Source organism: Duganella sp. AC237, from assembly GCF_979254035.1.
Map to the genome: position 1 here is coordinate 3428214 of NZ_CEEDEW010000003.1, position 14840 is coordinate 3443053.

General features: G+C 63.3%; 12 protein-coding genes. 6 read left to right on the forward strand and 6 right to left on the reverse strand.

Going from position 1 to position 14840, the window contains the following annotated elements; translation table 11 throughout:
- Positions 1 to 6 precede the first annotated feature (6 nt).
- The 4 genes from AC0IYS_RS15430 to AC0IYS_RS15445 are packed head-to-tail and all read right to left on the reverse strand — an operon-like array spanning position 7 to position 4410.
- Entirely contained in the window at positions 7 to 1008 is a 1002-nt protein-coding gene (locus AC0IYS_RS15430; RefSeq protein WP_471705967.1) for an ABC transporter permease, read from the reverse strand.
- On the reverse strand, positions 1005 to 2528 hold the full coding sequence (locus tag AC0IYS_RS15435) for a sugar ABC transporter ATP-binding protein (protein WP_471705968.1): 1524 nt from the start codon (positions 2526 to 2528) through the stop codon (positions 1005 to 1007). Before AC0IYS_RS15435 ends, AC0IYS_RS15430 begins: the two co-directional genes overlap by 4 nt.
- An 11-nt stretch (positions 2529 to 2539) precedes the next feature.
- Positions 2540 to 3553: a rhamnose ABC transporter substrate-binding protein gene (gene rhaS / locus AC0IYS_RS15440; protein ID WP_471708883.1), complete on the reverse strand. Its 1014-nt coding sequence runs from the start codon at positions 3551 to 3553 to the stop codon at positions 2540 to 2542.
- Complete coding sequence (locus AC0IYS_RS15445) at positions 3544 to 4410, reverse strand: DeoR/GlpR family DNA-binding transcription regulator (protein ID WP_363495195.1); 867 nt, start codon at positions 4408 to 4410, stop codon at positions 3544 to 3546. Before AC0IYS_RS15445 ends, rhaS begins: the two co-directional genes overlap by 10 nt.
- A gap of 323 nt (positions 4411 to 4733) precedes the next feature.
- Here AC0IYS_RS15445 and AC0IYS_RS15450 point away from each other — a divergent pair, with 323 nt between their 5' ends.
- From AC0IYS_RS15450 to AC0IYS_RS15475, 6 genes are all read left to right on the forward strand, one after another.
- Positions 4734 to 6833: a bifunctional rhamnulose-1-phosphate aldolase/short-chain dehydrogenase gene (locus tag AC0IYS_RS15450; protein WP_471705969.1), complete on the forward strand. Its 2100-nt coding sequence runs from the start codon at positions 4734 to 4736 to the stop codon at positions 6831 to 6833.
- 33 nt (positions 6834 to 6866) lie between these two features.
- Positions 6867 to 8159, forward strand: coding sequence for an L-rhamnose catabolism isomerase (gene rhaI / locus AC0IYS_RS15455; protein ID WP_471705970.1), 1293 nt, complete (start codon positions 6867 to 6869; stop codon positions 8157 to 8159).
- Positions 8160 to 8258: 99 nt separating this feature from the next.
- The gene (locus AC0IYS_RS15460; protein WP_471705971.1) at positions 8259 to 10928 is read left to right on the forward strand and encodes a glycosyl hydrolase; all 2670 of its coding nucleotides are present in this window, start codon (positions 8259 to 8261) and stop codon (positions 10926 to 10928) included.
- 8 nt (positions 10929 to 10936) lie between these two features.
- Entirely contained in the window at positions 10937 to 12376 is a 1440-nt protein-coding gene (locus tag AC0IYS_RS15465) for a glycoside hydrolase family 28 protein (RefSeq protein ID WP_471705972.1), read from the forward strand.
- The gene (locus AC0IYS_RS15470) at positions 12376 to 13572 is read left to right on the forward strand and encodes a glycoside hydrolase family 88/105 protein (protein ID WP_471705973.1); all 1197 of its coding nucleotides are present in this window, start codon (positions 12376 to 12378) and stop codon (positions 13570 to 13572) included. The genes AC0IYS_RS15465 and AC0IYS_RS15470 overlap by 1 nt, the downstream gene beginning before the upstream one ends.
- A complete protein-coding gene (locus AC0IYS_RS15475) occupies positions 13569 to 13883 on the forward strand; it encodes an L-rhamnose mutarotase (protein WP_471705974.1) in 315 nt (104 codons plus the stop codon). The genes AC0IYS_RS15470 and AC0IYS_RS15475 overlap by 4 nt, the downstream gene beginning before the upstream one ends.
- Here AC0IYS_RS15475 and AC0IYS_RS15480 read toward each other — a convergent pair.
- Positions 13871 to 14419: an alpha/beta hydrolase gene (locus AC0IYS_RS15480; protein WP_471705975.1), complete on the reverse strand. Its 549-nt coding sequence runs from the start codon at positions 14417 to 14419 to the stop codon at positions 13871 to 13873. The two genes, AC0IYS_RS15475 and AC0IYS_RS15480, sit on opposite strands and share 13 nt — an antisense overlap.
- A 3-nt stretch (positions 14420 to 14422) precedes the next feature.
- Positions 14423 to 14779, reverse strand: a complete 357-nt coding sequence (locus tag AC0IYS_RS15485; protein WP_471705976.1) for a hypothetical protein — start codon at positions 14777 to 14779, stop codon at positions 14423 to 14425.
- Positions 14780 to 14840: the final 61 nt, after the last annotated feature.

The following is a 14840-nucleotide window of genomic DNA, read 5'->3' on the forward strand; positions in this document are numbered from 1 at the left end:
TCGTAGTCACGCAGCGCTCCCGGTTGCGTTGGATTTGTTCAGGTGCATCGGCAGGATTTGCCGGCCGATAGGTCTGCCGCCACGGGCGTTGATCAGCACCGCCGTCAGGATCACGACGCCGGTCAGCGCGCTTTGCCAGAAGGGCGACACCTTCACCACCGGCAGCGCGTTGCCGATCACGGCGAGGAACAAGCCGCCCAGCATCGCGCCGGCCACACTGCCGCTGCCGCCGGCGATGCTGATGCCGCCGATGACGCACGCCGCGATGACGGTGAATTCAAAGCCGTAGGCGATCTCGGTGTAGGCGACCGCATAGCGCGCCACCCACAGGTAGCCGCATAAGCCGGCCATTGCTCCGGACAGCCCGTAAGTCCACATCAAACGGCTGGCGATGGGAATGCCGACGTAGCGGGCCGAAAACGGCTCGTTGCCGATGGCGTACAGGTCGCGGCCGAAGCGGCTGTGCTTTGCGACGTACCAAGCCGCCAGCACGGTTAGCGCCGCGATCCACACCAGATGCGTGACGCCGAACAGGCGCGCCAGCGGGAAGGCGATGAAATCGGCCGGCATCTGGTGCGAGGAGACCCAGGCGCCGCCGGACAGCACGAACACCAGGCCGCGATAGACGCTCATCGTACCCAGGGTGACGACAATCGGCGCCAGATCGAGATAGCCGATCAGGTAACCGTTGATCAAACCAAGCAGCAGCCCGATCGCCACCGCCGCCAGCATCACCAGCGGCAGCGGCAGTTCCGGGAAGCGCGACGCCAGCAGCGCCGACATCATGCCCGCCAGCGCCAGGCTGGAAGCGACCGACAGATCGACGCCGCGTGTGACGATGACCAGCATCTGCGTCAGCGCCAGCATGATCAGCAAGGTGCTGTCGGTGAGCAGGTTGGCCAGGCTGGAGCCTGTGACAAACACCGGCGCCCGCGTGCCCACCAATATAATCAGTGCGACGGTGCACAGCGCAAGCTGAACTTCGCGCATTTTCAGCAACGCCTTCATACGCATTCCTCCACTGGAAGCGCGCAGCCCGAGGCGGCGGCCACGATATTTTCCGGCGTGGCGTCGGCGCGGTTATATATATGTTCGATGCGGCCCTGGTGCATGACGACGATGCGGTCGGCCAGGCCCATGACCTCCGGCAGTTCGGACGACACCAGGATCACAGACAGCCCCTTGCTCACCAACTCGCCGATAAACCGGTGCACGGCGGCCTTGGAGCCGATGTCGATGCCCTTGGTCGGCTCGTCCAGGATGATCACTTTGGGATTGGTCGCCAGCCATTTTCCCAGCACGACCTTCTGCTGGTTGCCGCCGGAGAGTTCGGAAACGTTCTGCGTCAAGTGCGCCGCTTTCAGCTCCAGCTGTTCGGCGTAGTGGCGCGCGATCGCGGTCTCCTGCGCGCGCCGTCCGCGCAGGAAGAAGCCGACCTTCGACAGGATCGGCAGCGTGATGTTCTGCAGGATGGGCAGCGACAAATGGGCGCCCTGGTGCTGGCGGTCTTCCGGCACATAGGCGATGCCGTGCCTGATGGCGTCGGACGCGCAGGTGACGCAAATCTCCTTGCCATCGAGCCTGACCGTTCCGCGCGCGGCGGTGCTCAATCCAAAGATCGCGTGCATGACCTCCGAGCGGCCGGCGCCGACCAGTCCATAGAAGCCGAGGATTTCCCCACGCCGCAAGGAGAAACTGACGTCGTCGAATTCGGTCGGATGGCAGAGGTTTTTCACTTCGAGCAGCACCTCGCCCGGCGTGACCTTCGCCTTCGGGTAGGCTTGCTTGACGGTGCGGCCCACCATCAGCGCCACCAGATCCTGCTCGGTGACGTCGGCGATCGCGCCTTCTGCGATGAACTGGCCGTCGCGCAGCACCGTGTAGCGGTCCGCGACGGCGAAGATCTCGTCGAATTTGTGGGTGATGAAAATGATCGCCGTGCCTGCAGCGCGCAGCTGGCCGATAATGCGATACAGTTCGTGGATCTCGCGCTGCGACAGCGACGCAGTCGGTTCGTCCAGGATCACCACCCGCGCATCCTGCGACAACGCGCGGGCGATTTCGACGAAGTGGCGCTGGGCCACGCTCAAATCCTTGACGCGGGCGCGCACCGGCAGGTTGACCTCCAGGCGCGCGAACAGCTTCTCGGCCTCCGCCTCGATCTTGCTCCAGTCGATGCGGCCCGATGCACCCTTGCACGGCTGGCGGCCGACGTAGATATTCTCCGCCACGGTCAGCTCGTCGAACATCACGGTTTCCTGGTGCACCGCGGTGACGCCGGCGCGCATCGCGTCCTGCGCGTTGGCGAATTTGACCGGTCGGCCGGCCAGTTCGATCGAACCTTCGTCCGGCCGGTAGATACCGGTCAGGGTTTTGACCAATGTCGATTTGCCGGCGCCGTTCTCTCCGATCAGCGCCATGACTTCACCCGCGCGCACCGACAGCGCCACGTTGTTCAACGCGACGATGCCGGCAAAGCGCTTGCAGATCCCGGTCAATTGCAGGACCGGGGTTGTATTATTATTCATGGGACTCCAGCTCAGAAGATCTTGGAGAACTTGTCGACGTTCCCTTTGTCGTAGGTGAATGGCGGCGCCATCGCGCCTTCACCGTTGGCGTCCAATGCGATGCTGCCCATGCGGCCGGCCGAGACGCTGCCACCCGGCTTGGCGGTGGGCTGGCCCTTGACGAAGTCGTAGGCGGCGTAAGTGGCGGCGTAACCGAGGTCGATCGGATTCCAGATCGCGAACTCGCGCACCGCGCCGCTCTTGACGTGGCCCGCCATCTCGGACGGCAGTCCCAAACCGGTGACGAACACCTTGCCGACCAGGTTTTCGTCGACCACCGCCTTGCTGGCGGCGTTGATTCCCACCGTGGTCGGGGCGATGATCGCCTTCAGCTTCGGATTGCTGCGCAACAGGCCGATCGCCTCGCGGTAGCTCTTGTCGGACTGGTCGTCGCCGTAGACGGTGGCCACCAGCTTCATGTTGCTGTACTCGGGCTTCTCCAGCGTCTTCCTCATCACGCCGATCCAGATATTCTGGTTGGTCGCCTGCGCCGACGCCGACAGGATCGCGATCTCACCTTTGCCGCCGATGGCGTCGGACGCCATCTGGATCTGCTTCAAACCGATCATCTCCGGGTTGGAGGGATTCAGCTGCATCAAGCGGCCGTCCGGCGCCAGCCCGCTGTCGAACGAAATCACCTTGATCCCGCGCGCCATGGCCTTTTTGGTGATCGGCACCAGCGCGTTGGGATCGTTGGCCGAGATGACGATGGCGTCGACCTTCTGGCTGATCAGCGAGTTGATGATTTCGATCTGGCCCTCGGCGCTCGGCGTGGTCGGCCCGGTGTAGATGATCTCCACATTTTTCAGCTCCTTTGCCGCGTCCTTGGCGCCGGTGTGGGCGGCGTCGAAGAAGCCGTTGCCCAGGCTCTTGACGACCATCGCGATGCGCATGTTGTCACTTTTCTTCTCGCCGCAGCCGGCGATCGCCGTGAGCAGGCCGGCGGCAACGGCCGCCAATACGATCTTCCTGCGCTTCAATGCGATACCTCCGATTGGTACATCGCGGCCGACTGATAGTCGAACGGTGGATTGAACTGGCTGGCGTTGTGCTGGGCGGGTATCGCTTCCGGCTCCACGGTGACCACGCGCACGCCCGATTGCTCGAGCAGCTGCACCGCCGAATCGGAGGCGTAGGTGTCGGTGATGACGGTCGATACGCGGTTCAAGCCGCACAGGATCAGGCCCGCCTTCTTGGCGAACTTGGAGCTGTCGACCAAAACGATCAGTTCTTCCGCCTGCGAGATCAGGCGCTTCTCGGCCTGGATCAGCAGCGGGTCGGCCTCCATCAGGCCAAGCAGCGACAGGCCGTAGACGCTCATGAACATCTTGGCCGCGTAGTGGTGCTGGGTGATGTCGTTGTCGAAGGGGCTGAGGATGACGTTCTGCTCGCGATAGACCTTGCCGCCGGGGACAATGATCTCGTTCTCGCTCGATACGAGCAGGCGTTCGGCCATCAGGAAGGAGTTGGTGAGGATCTTGAGGTGCTGGTCGACCAGGAATTCGGCCATCATGAAGGTGGTGGTGCCGCCGTTGATGATGATCGTTTCACCTTCGCTGCACATGCCGGCGGCGTGGCGCGCGATGGCGCGTTTGCGCTCGGCGTAGCACTGGATATTGTGCTGGAAGGTCTCGCTGGTGAGGGTGAAGCTGCGCTTTTTCTGCTCCAGGTTCGCGGCGCCGCCACGGGTGCGGGTGAGCAGACTGCGGGCGGCGAGCCAGCTGATGTCGCGTCGCACGGTGGCGGGGGAGGCGCTGAGCCAGTCGACCAACTGCGGCACGCTGGCCGTATTATGTTCGGCGAGCAACTTCAGCAAACGTTTACGGCGTTTGTGATTTACCATTCCTGTCTCCTTTTATTTGGCGCTTACTACCGTCGCTGCCACAGTTTTCTGGGGGACCGATCCGGTGTGCGCCTTTATTAATTACTAAGACTAAACATTTCAAAATCTTACGTCAATCATTAGTCGATCAAATATTTGATTGTTTCGATATCGTTTTCGTGAACTGATCAAGTTCTGATCATCGATATGATTATTTCCTACTTGGTCATCAACTTGAGCGCTGGCGCATTGACACCCATGCGCCGCTGATTTCTACTGGTTACAGTTGCCAAAAGCGGCATGAACGAAAACTAAACGCACAATCAAACAACGGAGATCAGTAAATGAATTTGACTCAGCAGCAGGCCCCGATCACTTCTCTGTGGGACGACAAAGCTGCGGCAGCCATGAGCGAGCCGGAGCTGTTGCTATACCGTTCGAACCTGCTTGGCTCGGACCTGCGCATCACCAATTTCGGCGGCGGTAATACCTCGGCCAAGGTGATGATGGCCGACCCGCTCAGTGGCGAGCAAGTGGAGGTGCTGTGGGTGAAGGGCTCCGGCGGCGACCTTGGCAGCATCAAGCTTGACGGTTTTTCGACGCTGTACATGGATAAGCTCAACGCCTTGAAGGGGCGCTATCGCGGCCTGGCGCTGGAAGACGAGATGGTGGCCTATCTGCCGCATTGCACGTTCAATCTGAATCCGCGCGCCGCCAGCATCGACACGCCGCTGCACGCCTATATCGCCCGCAAGCACGTCGACCACATGCACCCGGACGCGGTGATCGCCATCGCCGCCTGCGCCGGCAGCCAGGCGCTGACGCAAAAAATCTTCGAGGGCGAGTTGGGATGGCTGCCATGGCAGCGTCCAGGCTACGACCTTGGCCTGAAACTGGAACAGGTGTCGAAGGCGCAGCCCAACCTGAAGGGCATCATCCTCGAAGGCCACGGCCTGTTCACCTGGGGCGACACCGCCAAGTCCTGCTACGAGACCACGCTGGCGATCATCAAGCGCGCGGAGGAGTGGCTGGCCGCCAATTCGAAGCAGCCTTCGTTCGGCGGCCAGGCCATTGAGCCGCTGCCGTCCGAAGAGCGTAGCGCCCTGGCGGCCAAATTGATGCCGCTGTTGCGCGGTAAAATCAGCCGCGACGAATACAAGCTCGGTCACTTCGACGATAGCGCCGCCGTGCTGGAATTCGTCTGCAGCCGCGATCTGCAACCGCTGGCGGCCTTGGGCACCTCGTGCCCCGACCACTTCCTGCGCACCAAAATCCGTCCGTTCGTGATCGACTTCGACCCGCTCAAGCCGGACTTCGACAAGCTGGTCGCCGGCCTGGATCAGGCGCTGGAAGAGTACCGCGCCGGCTATGTGGCCTACTACGAGCGCTGCAAGCACGATAACAGCCCGGCCGTTCGCGACGCCAATCCGATCATCTACCTGATTCCTGGCGTCGGCATGCTGTCGTTCGCCAAGGACAAAGCCACCGCGCGCATCGCCGGCGAGTTCTATGTCAACGCGATCAACGTGATGCGCGGCGCGAACGGCGTCGACACCTATGTCGGCCTGCCGGAACAGGAAGCCTTCGACATCGAATACTGGCTGCTGGAAGAAGCGAAGCTGCAGCGCATGCCTAAGCCTAAGAGCCTGGCCGGGCGCATCGCGCTGGTCACCGGCGGCGCCGGCGGCATCGGCCAGGCGGTCGCCAAGCAGCTGCTGCAGGAAGGAGCTTGCGTGATGTTGACCGACATCGATCCGGAAGCGCTGTCGCAGGCGCACGCCGATCTGGTGAAGTCGGCCGGCAAGGATAGCGTGGGCAGCATCGTCGCCAACATCACCAGCGAAGACGCGGTGGAAAGCGTGCTGCAGGCGGCCGCGCTGCGTTTCGGCGGCGTCGATCTGCTGATCTCCAACGCCGGCATCGCCTCGTCGGCGCCGCTGGAGGACACCACCCTGGAAATCTGGCAGCGCAACCAGGACATCCTTGTGACCGGCTACTTCCTGGCCAGCCGCGCCGCCTTCCGCATCATGAAGCAGCAGGGACTCGGCGGTAGCATGGTCTTCGTCGCCAGCAAAAACGGCCTGGTGGCATCGGCCGGCGCTTCCGCCTATTGCACCGCCAAGGCTGCGGAAATCCACCTGGCGCGCTGCATCGCGCTGGAAGGCGCACCGCACGGCATCCGCGTCAACGTCGTCAATCCGGACGCGGTCATCAAGGGCTCGCGCATCTGGGACGGCAAGTGGAAGCAGGAACGCGCCCAGTCGAATAAAATCGAGGCCGACGACGTCGAGAAATTCTACCGTGACCGCAGCATGCTGAAACTGAGCGTTCTGCCGGAGGATATCGCCGAAGCGGTGTACTTCCTGGCGAGCGACAAAGCCGGCAAGAGCACTGGTAACATTCTCAACGTCGATGCCGGCAACGCCGCTGCGTTCACGCGCTAAGCCACACACTATAAAAATAACGAAGGAGACCTTATGAGCATCATCGACAGCGGCCGCGTGGCCGAACACAACGCCAAGCTGCGCGCCAATCTGGACGAGGACTACGCGGCGCTGGGCGGCATGCTGGCCCGCCGTGGCCAGGATATCGAGAAGCTGACCGCGCAAGCGCAGAAGTTCGCTGTGGCCTTGCCAAGTTGGGGCGCCGGCACCGGCGGCACGCGCTTCGCCCGTTTTCCGGGAAAGGGCGAGCCGCGCAACGTGGTCGAAAAGCTGGAAGACTGCGCCGTCATCCACCAGCTGACCTGCGCGACGCCCGGGGTGTCGCTGCACTTCCCCTGGGATAAAACCTCGGACCCGTCGGCGCTGCGCCAGCAGGCCGAGAGCCACGGCCTGTATTTCGACGCCGTCAATTCGAACACCTTCCAGGACCAGGTGGGCCAGGAGCACACCTACAAATACGGCAGCATGACGGCGCACAGCGCTGCCACGCGCGCCCAGGCGGTCGAGCATAATATCGAATGTATCGAGTTGGGCCGGGCGCTGGGATCGAAGGCGTTGACCGTATGGGTGGGCGATGGCGCCAACTTCCCGGGCCAGCACAATCTGCGCGGTGCGTTGGAGCGCTATCTGGACAGCGCGCGCGGCATCTACGCCGCGCTGCCGGCCGACTGGAATATGTTTATCGAACATAAGCTGTTCGAACCGGCGTTCTACGCCACCACCATCGCCGACTGGGGCACCAGTTTCGCCTGCGCGCAAACCTTGGGCGAGAAGGCGAAATGCCTGGTCGACCTGGGCCACCATGCGCCGAACACCAACATCGAGATGATCGTCGCGCGGCTGGCGCAGTTCGGCAAGCTGGGTGGCTTCCACTTCAATGACAGCAAATACGGCGACGACGATCTGGATTCGGGCAGCATCAATCCGTTCCAGCTGTTCCTGGTCTTCAACGAGCTGGCCGACGCCGCCGAACGCGAAGGCGCTTCGTTCGCGCCGGCCTACATGCTGGACCAGTCGCACAATGTGACCGATCCGATCGAAAGCCTGATGAACAGCGCTGTCGAAGTGCAGCGCGCTTTCGTCCAGGCCAACCTGGTCGATCGCGTGGCCTTGCGCCAGTATCAGGAAGCCAATGACGCGCTGCAGTCGGCACAAACGCTCAAGCACGCTTACCGCACAGACGTCAGCGCGATTCTGGCGATGGCGCGGCTGCGGTCCGGCGGCGCGATCGATCCGGTGGCGTTCTATCGGTCAAGCGGTTATCGCAGCCAGGCGGCGGAACGCCGGCCGGCCAAGGCGGGCGCCAGCAGCAGCGGTATCGTCTAAGCGGTGGCCCCGACAACCAAGGGGCTGCGCGATCAGCGCCGCCCCGCGACGCCTGCAGCAAGGGCGGTTTGTGCCGCGTTGGCGTGGCTGTGTAGCGGCTTGGCCGCCGCACAGGTTCCGGTGCTGTCGGACCGCCTCGCCGATGTCGCCGCCCATGTGGCCAATCCGCCGTCGGACGCCCGTCCTTTGGTGCGGTGGTGGTGGTTTGGCCCGGCCGTGGTGCAATCGGAGCTTGAGCGCGAGCTGCTGGCGATGAAGGCCGGCGGCTTCGGCGGCGTGGAGATCCAGCCGGTATATCCGATGGAGCTGGACGACCCCGCGCGCGGCATTCGCAATGTTCCCTATTTGTCGGCCGATTTCCTCGATTCGGTCAGCTTCGTCAACCGCAAGGCGCTCGCCGAAGGCATGCGCGTCGATATCACATTGGCCAGCGGCTGGCCATATGGCGGTCCGAATGTTCCGGTCACCGAATCGGCGGGGCGCCTGCGCGTCGCCGTGGCGGAAGTGGCGCCCGGCGCGGCCAGTGTCGCGCTGCCGTCCATCATGAGCGGCGAGAAGCTGCTGGCCGCCTTCGTCGGCACGGGCAGCGCCAGGCAGTATGACGCAGCCGCGTTGAAACTGGCGGAGCTGCCTGCGGCCGCCGGCACCGGACGCGCCGCCGTGGCCCCCGCTGCCGATGCGCGCGTGATGGTGTTCTACATCGCCAGCCGCACGGGCCAGCAGGTCAAGCGCGCCGCGCTCGGCGCGGAAGGCTTCGTACTGGACCATCTGAGCCGCAAGGCCATCGATCATCATTTGAATGTCGTCGCCGAACCGCTGCTCAAGGCGTTCGGCGACCAGCCGCCGTATGCGGTGTTCTCGGATAGTCTTGAAGTCTACGGCACCGACTGGACCGACGATTTTCTCGAAGAGTTCGAGCGTCGGCGCGGCTATGACCTCAAGCCGCATCTGCCGGCGATCCACAGCGGCGCCGGGCCGGATGCGGGCGCGCTGCGCCACGACTGGGTGCAGACGCAAACGGAATTGGTCAACGAGCGCTATCTGACGCCGCTCAACGACTGGGCGAAGGCGCACAAAACGCAGTTCCGCTCCCAGACCTATGGCGAGCCTGCGGTATCCATGTCGAGCAACCGCCTGGTGGCGCTGCCGGAAGGCGAAGGACCGCAGTTCCGCACCTTCTCTTTCACCCGTCTGGCGACATCGGCGGGGCACCTGTACGACAAGCCGGTGATCTCGGCCGAGACCTGGACCTGGCTGCACTCGCCGGCCTTCAGCGCAACGCCGCTGGATATGAAGGCGGAGGCCGACCGCATGCTGCTTCAAGGCGTGAATCTGTTCGTCGGTCACGGCTGGCCTTACACACCACCCGGGTCGCCGGAGCCGGGCTACGCGTTTTATGCGGCCGCCGTCTTCAACGACCACCAGCCCTGGTGGAACGTCATGCCGGACGTGACCTCGTATCTGAGCCGCACCAGCTATCTGATGCGCCAGGGACGTCCGGCCAACGATGTCGCGGTGCTGCTGCCGAACGACGACGTCTACGCGTCGATGACGCCGGGTAAAGTCTCGCTGTCGGCGGAGATGCACAAGCACGTGACGCCGGAACTGACGGAGCAGATCCTCGATGCCGGCCACAATCTGGACTACGTCGATGCGGAATCGATTGTGGCGCTGGGCGTCAGCCATCCGGTGCTGGTGATGCCGCATGTAACGCGCCTGTCGCTCGAAGTAATGGCCAAGCTGGCGGATTACGTGCGCGGGGGTGGCAAGATCATCGCCGTTGGCGGCTTGCCATCGATGGCGCCCGGCTTTGCCGATGCGCAGCGGGTCACGTCACGGGTTGTGGCGGCATCGAACGCCTTGAAAGACAAAAGCGGCGTGACGCTGGTGGCAGACGACGCGGCGGTCGGCGCGGCGCTCGCGAAGGCGCTGACGCCGGACCTGAAACTGGCGTCGCAGTCGGCCGATGTCGGTTTTATCCGCCGCAAGCTGGCCGATGGCGATATCTACTTCATCGCCAATACCAGCAATCGCGAAGTTCGAACCACCGCCAGGCTTCGCGCCACGCGCAAATCCGCAGTATGGTGGAATCCGCATGACGGCTCGGCCAGTCCCGCCAAGGTGACGCCGGCGCTGGAGCTGTTTCTGGCGCCCTATGAATCGCGGATTCTGGTTCTGGGTGACGGTGATGCCGCCGGCACGCCCGCCATTTCCAAACCAGCGGCAGTCCTTGCGGACCTTGGCCGCGACTGGCAAGTACGATTCCCGGGTGAGCAACCGCAGTCGATGCCACAACTGCGCTCGTGGACCGACGATCCGGCCAGGCGCTTTTTCTCCGGCATCGCCGTTTACAGCAAGGAAGTGGAACTCACTGCCTCGCAACTGAAGGGCGCCTCCATTCGACTGGATTTCGGCAAAGGCACGCCACTGGACAGCACGCCCAAGGTCCCGGCCGGAATGCGCGCAATGATGGAGAGTCCGATCCGCGAGGCGGCGGAGGTCTTCGTCAACGGCAAGCGTGCAGGCGCGGTATGGCATCCACCCTATGAGCTGGATGTCACCACCCAGCTGCGGGCTGGCGTGAACAAGATCGAGGTCAAGGTCGCCAATCTGTCGCTCAACGCCCTGGCGGGACAGGATCGTCCGGATTACCGGCTGCTCTCGGCGCGCTACGGTCAGCGCTTCGTGCCGCAGGATACGCATTTGATCGTCCCGACGCCGTCGGGGATGCTGGGGGCCGTTCGGCTGCTGACGCAACCTAAAGAATGAGAACCACCATGAAGATAACGAAGTGGATACACCTCGCCGTGACGGCCATCCTTGCCCTCGGCATGGCCACGGCCGGCGCCAAAACCTACAACGCCGGCAGCTACGGCGCCAAGGGCGACGGCGTTACCCTTGACACGAAGGCGATTCAAGCTGCCATCGACGCCGCCGCCAAGGAGGGCGGGACGGTCGTGCTTAGTCCCGGCACCTACCTGAGCGGATCGATCTTTGTCAAAACCGGCGTCACGCTGCAAGTCGACAAAGGTGTGACCATCCTCGGCTCGCAGCGGATCGAGGACTATCCGGTCATGCCCACCCGGATCGCAGGTATCGAAATGAGCTGGCCGGCGGCGCTGGTCAACGTCTACGAGCAAAAGAGCGCGGCGATCACCGGCCAGGGAACCATCGACGGTGACGGGAAGATCTTTTGGGATAGCTACTGGACGCTGCGTAAGACCTACGAACCTCGGGGCCTGCGCTGGGCGTCCGACTACGATGCACGGCGTCCGCGCCTGATCCAGGTATTCAATTCGTCGCAGGTCAAGGTCGGCGGCGGCCTGCTGTTGCGCCGCTCGGGCTTCTGGACGCTGCACATCTGCTATTCGACCGATGTCACCGTTGATGGTGTCGTGATCCGCAACAACGAGGGTGGACGCGGACCGTCGACCGACGGTATCGATATCGATTCCTCCAAAAAGATCCTGGTGCAGAGCGCCGACATCGCCGTCAACGATGACGCCTTGTGCCTGAAGGCGGGCCGCGATTCGGACGGCCAGCGCGTCGCCCGGCCGACGGAAGACGTGATCATCCGCGACTCCATCGTGCGCGACGGCGCCGCTGGGGTGACGTTCGGCAGCGAGACGGCAGGCGGCTTCCGCAACATCGAGGCCTACAACATCACGGTGCTGGACAAAGTCCCTGTCGGCATTCTGTTCAAATCGGCGCATACGCGTGGCGGTTTCGGCGAAAACCTGCGCCTGCACGACTTCACGATGAAGGGCACGCCGGTCGTCATACGCATCACGATGAACTGGAACCCGAGCTACAGCTACGCCGAGATCCCGAAAGAGATCAAGGACTATCCGGCGTACTGGAAGGTGCTGGCCACCCCGGTGCCGAGGGAGAAGGGCATCGCGCACTTCCACGACGTCCGCATCTGGAACATCAAGGCCACCGGCGCCACCACCGCCTTCGAGGTCGACGGCTACAAGGAAGTGCCGCTGGACCGCTTCAGTCTCGCCAATCTGGACATCGATGCGGAGAAGGGCGGCCATATCTACGACGCGAAGGACTGGCAGTTCACCGACACGAAACTGCGCCTGAAAGAGCCGGTCGCCATCGAGGACGCGGCGGCGGTGCGTGGCCTGCCGGCCGGCAGCGTGGTCGTCAAGCCGGCGCCGCCCAAGGAAGATCCTTCCAGGAAGAGTTTTGAAGAACAGGACAAGACTTGATGAAGACTTCATATTTGCTTCTGGCTGCGCTTGGCCTGATCGGCGGCTGCGCCGGCACGAACACGCAGCAGTATCCACTGCCTACGCCCGCCATGCAGGCCATCGTCGACAAGGACACCAGCCGTCACTTCGGCGACGCGCCAGCCGATGCCGGACCAATGGCGACCGACCTGTCGCCGGTACTGCAAGCGACGGCCATCGACAAGGCGTTGCGCATGGTGGCGGATTGGCAGCTGGCGCGCACTTTGCCGCATCTGGACCGGATCTGGACCTCTAGTGTGCTATACAGCGGTTTCATGGCTGCTTCGGATGCGACGGGCGACCCGAAGTACCGCGATGCCATGCTGGCCATGGCCAATCAGTTCGAGTGGAAGTTGCGCACGCCGTATCCCAACGCCGACGATATCAGCGTCGCCCAAACCTATCTTGAACTGCACGAGCGCGATCCAGCGTCGGCGCGCCTCGGCCCGACCAAAACCGAGCTCGATATCCTGATCGACCTGAAAACGCTGAAGCCCGGCGACGACCGTCTGCCATGGTGGTGGTGCGATGCGCTGTTCATGGCGCCACCGGTGTGGGTGAAGATGTACAAGGCGACCGGCGAGCGCAAATACCTCGACTACGTGCACGAACAGTGGCGCAAGACCTACGATCTGCTGTACGACAAGGAAGAGCATTTATACGCGCGCGACGCCAGCTATATCACCAAGCGCGAGCCGAATGGCAAAAAAATCTTCTGGTCGCGTGGCGAAGGCTGGGTGCTCGGTGGGCTCGCGCGCACGCTCGATTACATCCCTGACAACGATCCACAAAAGCAGTTTTACGTGCAGCAGTTGCGCAACATGTCGGCCCGTATCGCCAGCCTGCAGGGCGAAGACGGCCTGTGGCACGCTGGTCTGCTCGACGCGGCAAGCTATCCGCTGCCGGAGATCTCGGGCTCCGCGCTGTTCGTGTACGGCATGGCCTATGGCGTCAACAAGGGGTATTTGGACGCCAAAGTCTACCGCCCCGTGATCGAACGGGCTTGGGCCGGCATCCTCAAACACATTTATGCCGATGGCCGTCTGGGCGGCATCCAGCAAACCGGCGCGGAACCTGCGTTCTACCGGCCCGCGTCCAGCTACAACTACGGCGTCGGCGGCTACCTGCTGGCCGCCGCCGAACTGAAAAAGATGGTCGACGGAGGGAAGCCATGATCACACGCGCGTTCCGCATGAAGCTCAAACCGGGCACCGTGGATGAATACAAGCGCCGCCACGACGTGCTGTGGCCGGACTTGGCGGCGGCGCTGAAGGAGGCCGGCATCTACGACTACTCCATCTTCCTCGACGAGGAAACGCTGCACCTGTTCGCGGTCTTGAAGCTGGCGCCGGACAACAACATCGAGGCCTTGCCGGGCCAGCCGGTGATGAAGAGCTGGTGGGACTACATGGCGGACCTGATGGAGGTGGAGCCGGGCAACCGGCCCCGCGAATGGCCGCTGCAGCCGATGTTCTACTTCGCCTGAGTGAGCAGGCCGCGATCGCGCAGCCATTCCTCCGCGCGGCGCGGCCACAGCGACGACGTGCCCAGGCCATCGCGCATGCCCATGCCGTGGCCGCCGTGCTCGAAGAGGTACATTTCGGCCGGCACCTTGGCCTTGGTCAGCGCCTGGTAGAACAGGATGCTGTTTTCCACCGGGACGGCTTGATCTTCCTGCGTATGGATCAACAGCGTTGGCGGCGTGGCGGTGGTGACCTGTTTTTCCAACGACATCAACTGCAGCGTTTCATCCGATGGCGCGGCGCCGAGCAGCGCTTTACGCGAGCCTGCGTGGACGGCCGGCTCCCGCATCGAGATGACGGGATACATCAGCATCAGGAAGTCCGGACGGGCGCTGACCGCGTCCATGGCGGCGCCGGTGCGGCCGGCGGGATTGTCGAACAAGGTGCCGGCGCTTGCGGCCAGGTGGCCGCCGGCCGAACTGCCCATGACGCCTATGCGCGCCGGATTGATGTTGAATTCCGCGGCGCGCGAGCGCAGCATGCGGACGGCGCGCAGCACGTCCTACAGCGGGGCGGGGTGGCCGTACTCCTGCATGCGATACTTGAGCACAAAGCTGGTTACGCCCAGGGTGCCAAGCCAGTTGGCGTATTGATCGCCTTCGCGCGCGGTGGACATGCGCACATAGCCGCCACCGGGGCAGATGATGACGGCGGTGCCGTTTGGACGATCGACTGCGGGACCGACCATGGTGAGTGTCGGCTCGCTGACGTTGGAGTTGTAGCCACCGCCGATCTTTTCGGGACCGATGTCGGTTTTGATGCCGGGCACCCCCTCTGGCCAGAGCTGGATGACGGTGGGCGCGGCGCCGGCCAGGCCGGCGCTGACGCCGAGGATCAGGGTAATGAGCGTTTTTTTCATATTGGAGAGAGTATCAGATGATGAATCGGATGGCATGCACCGCTTTGCTGTTTTTTTGGGC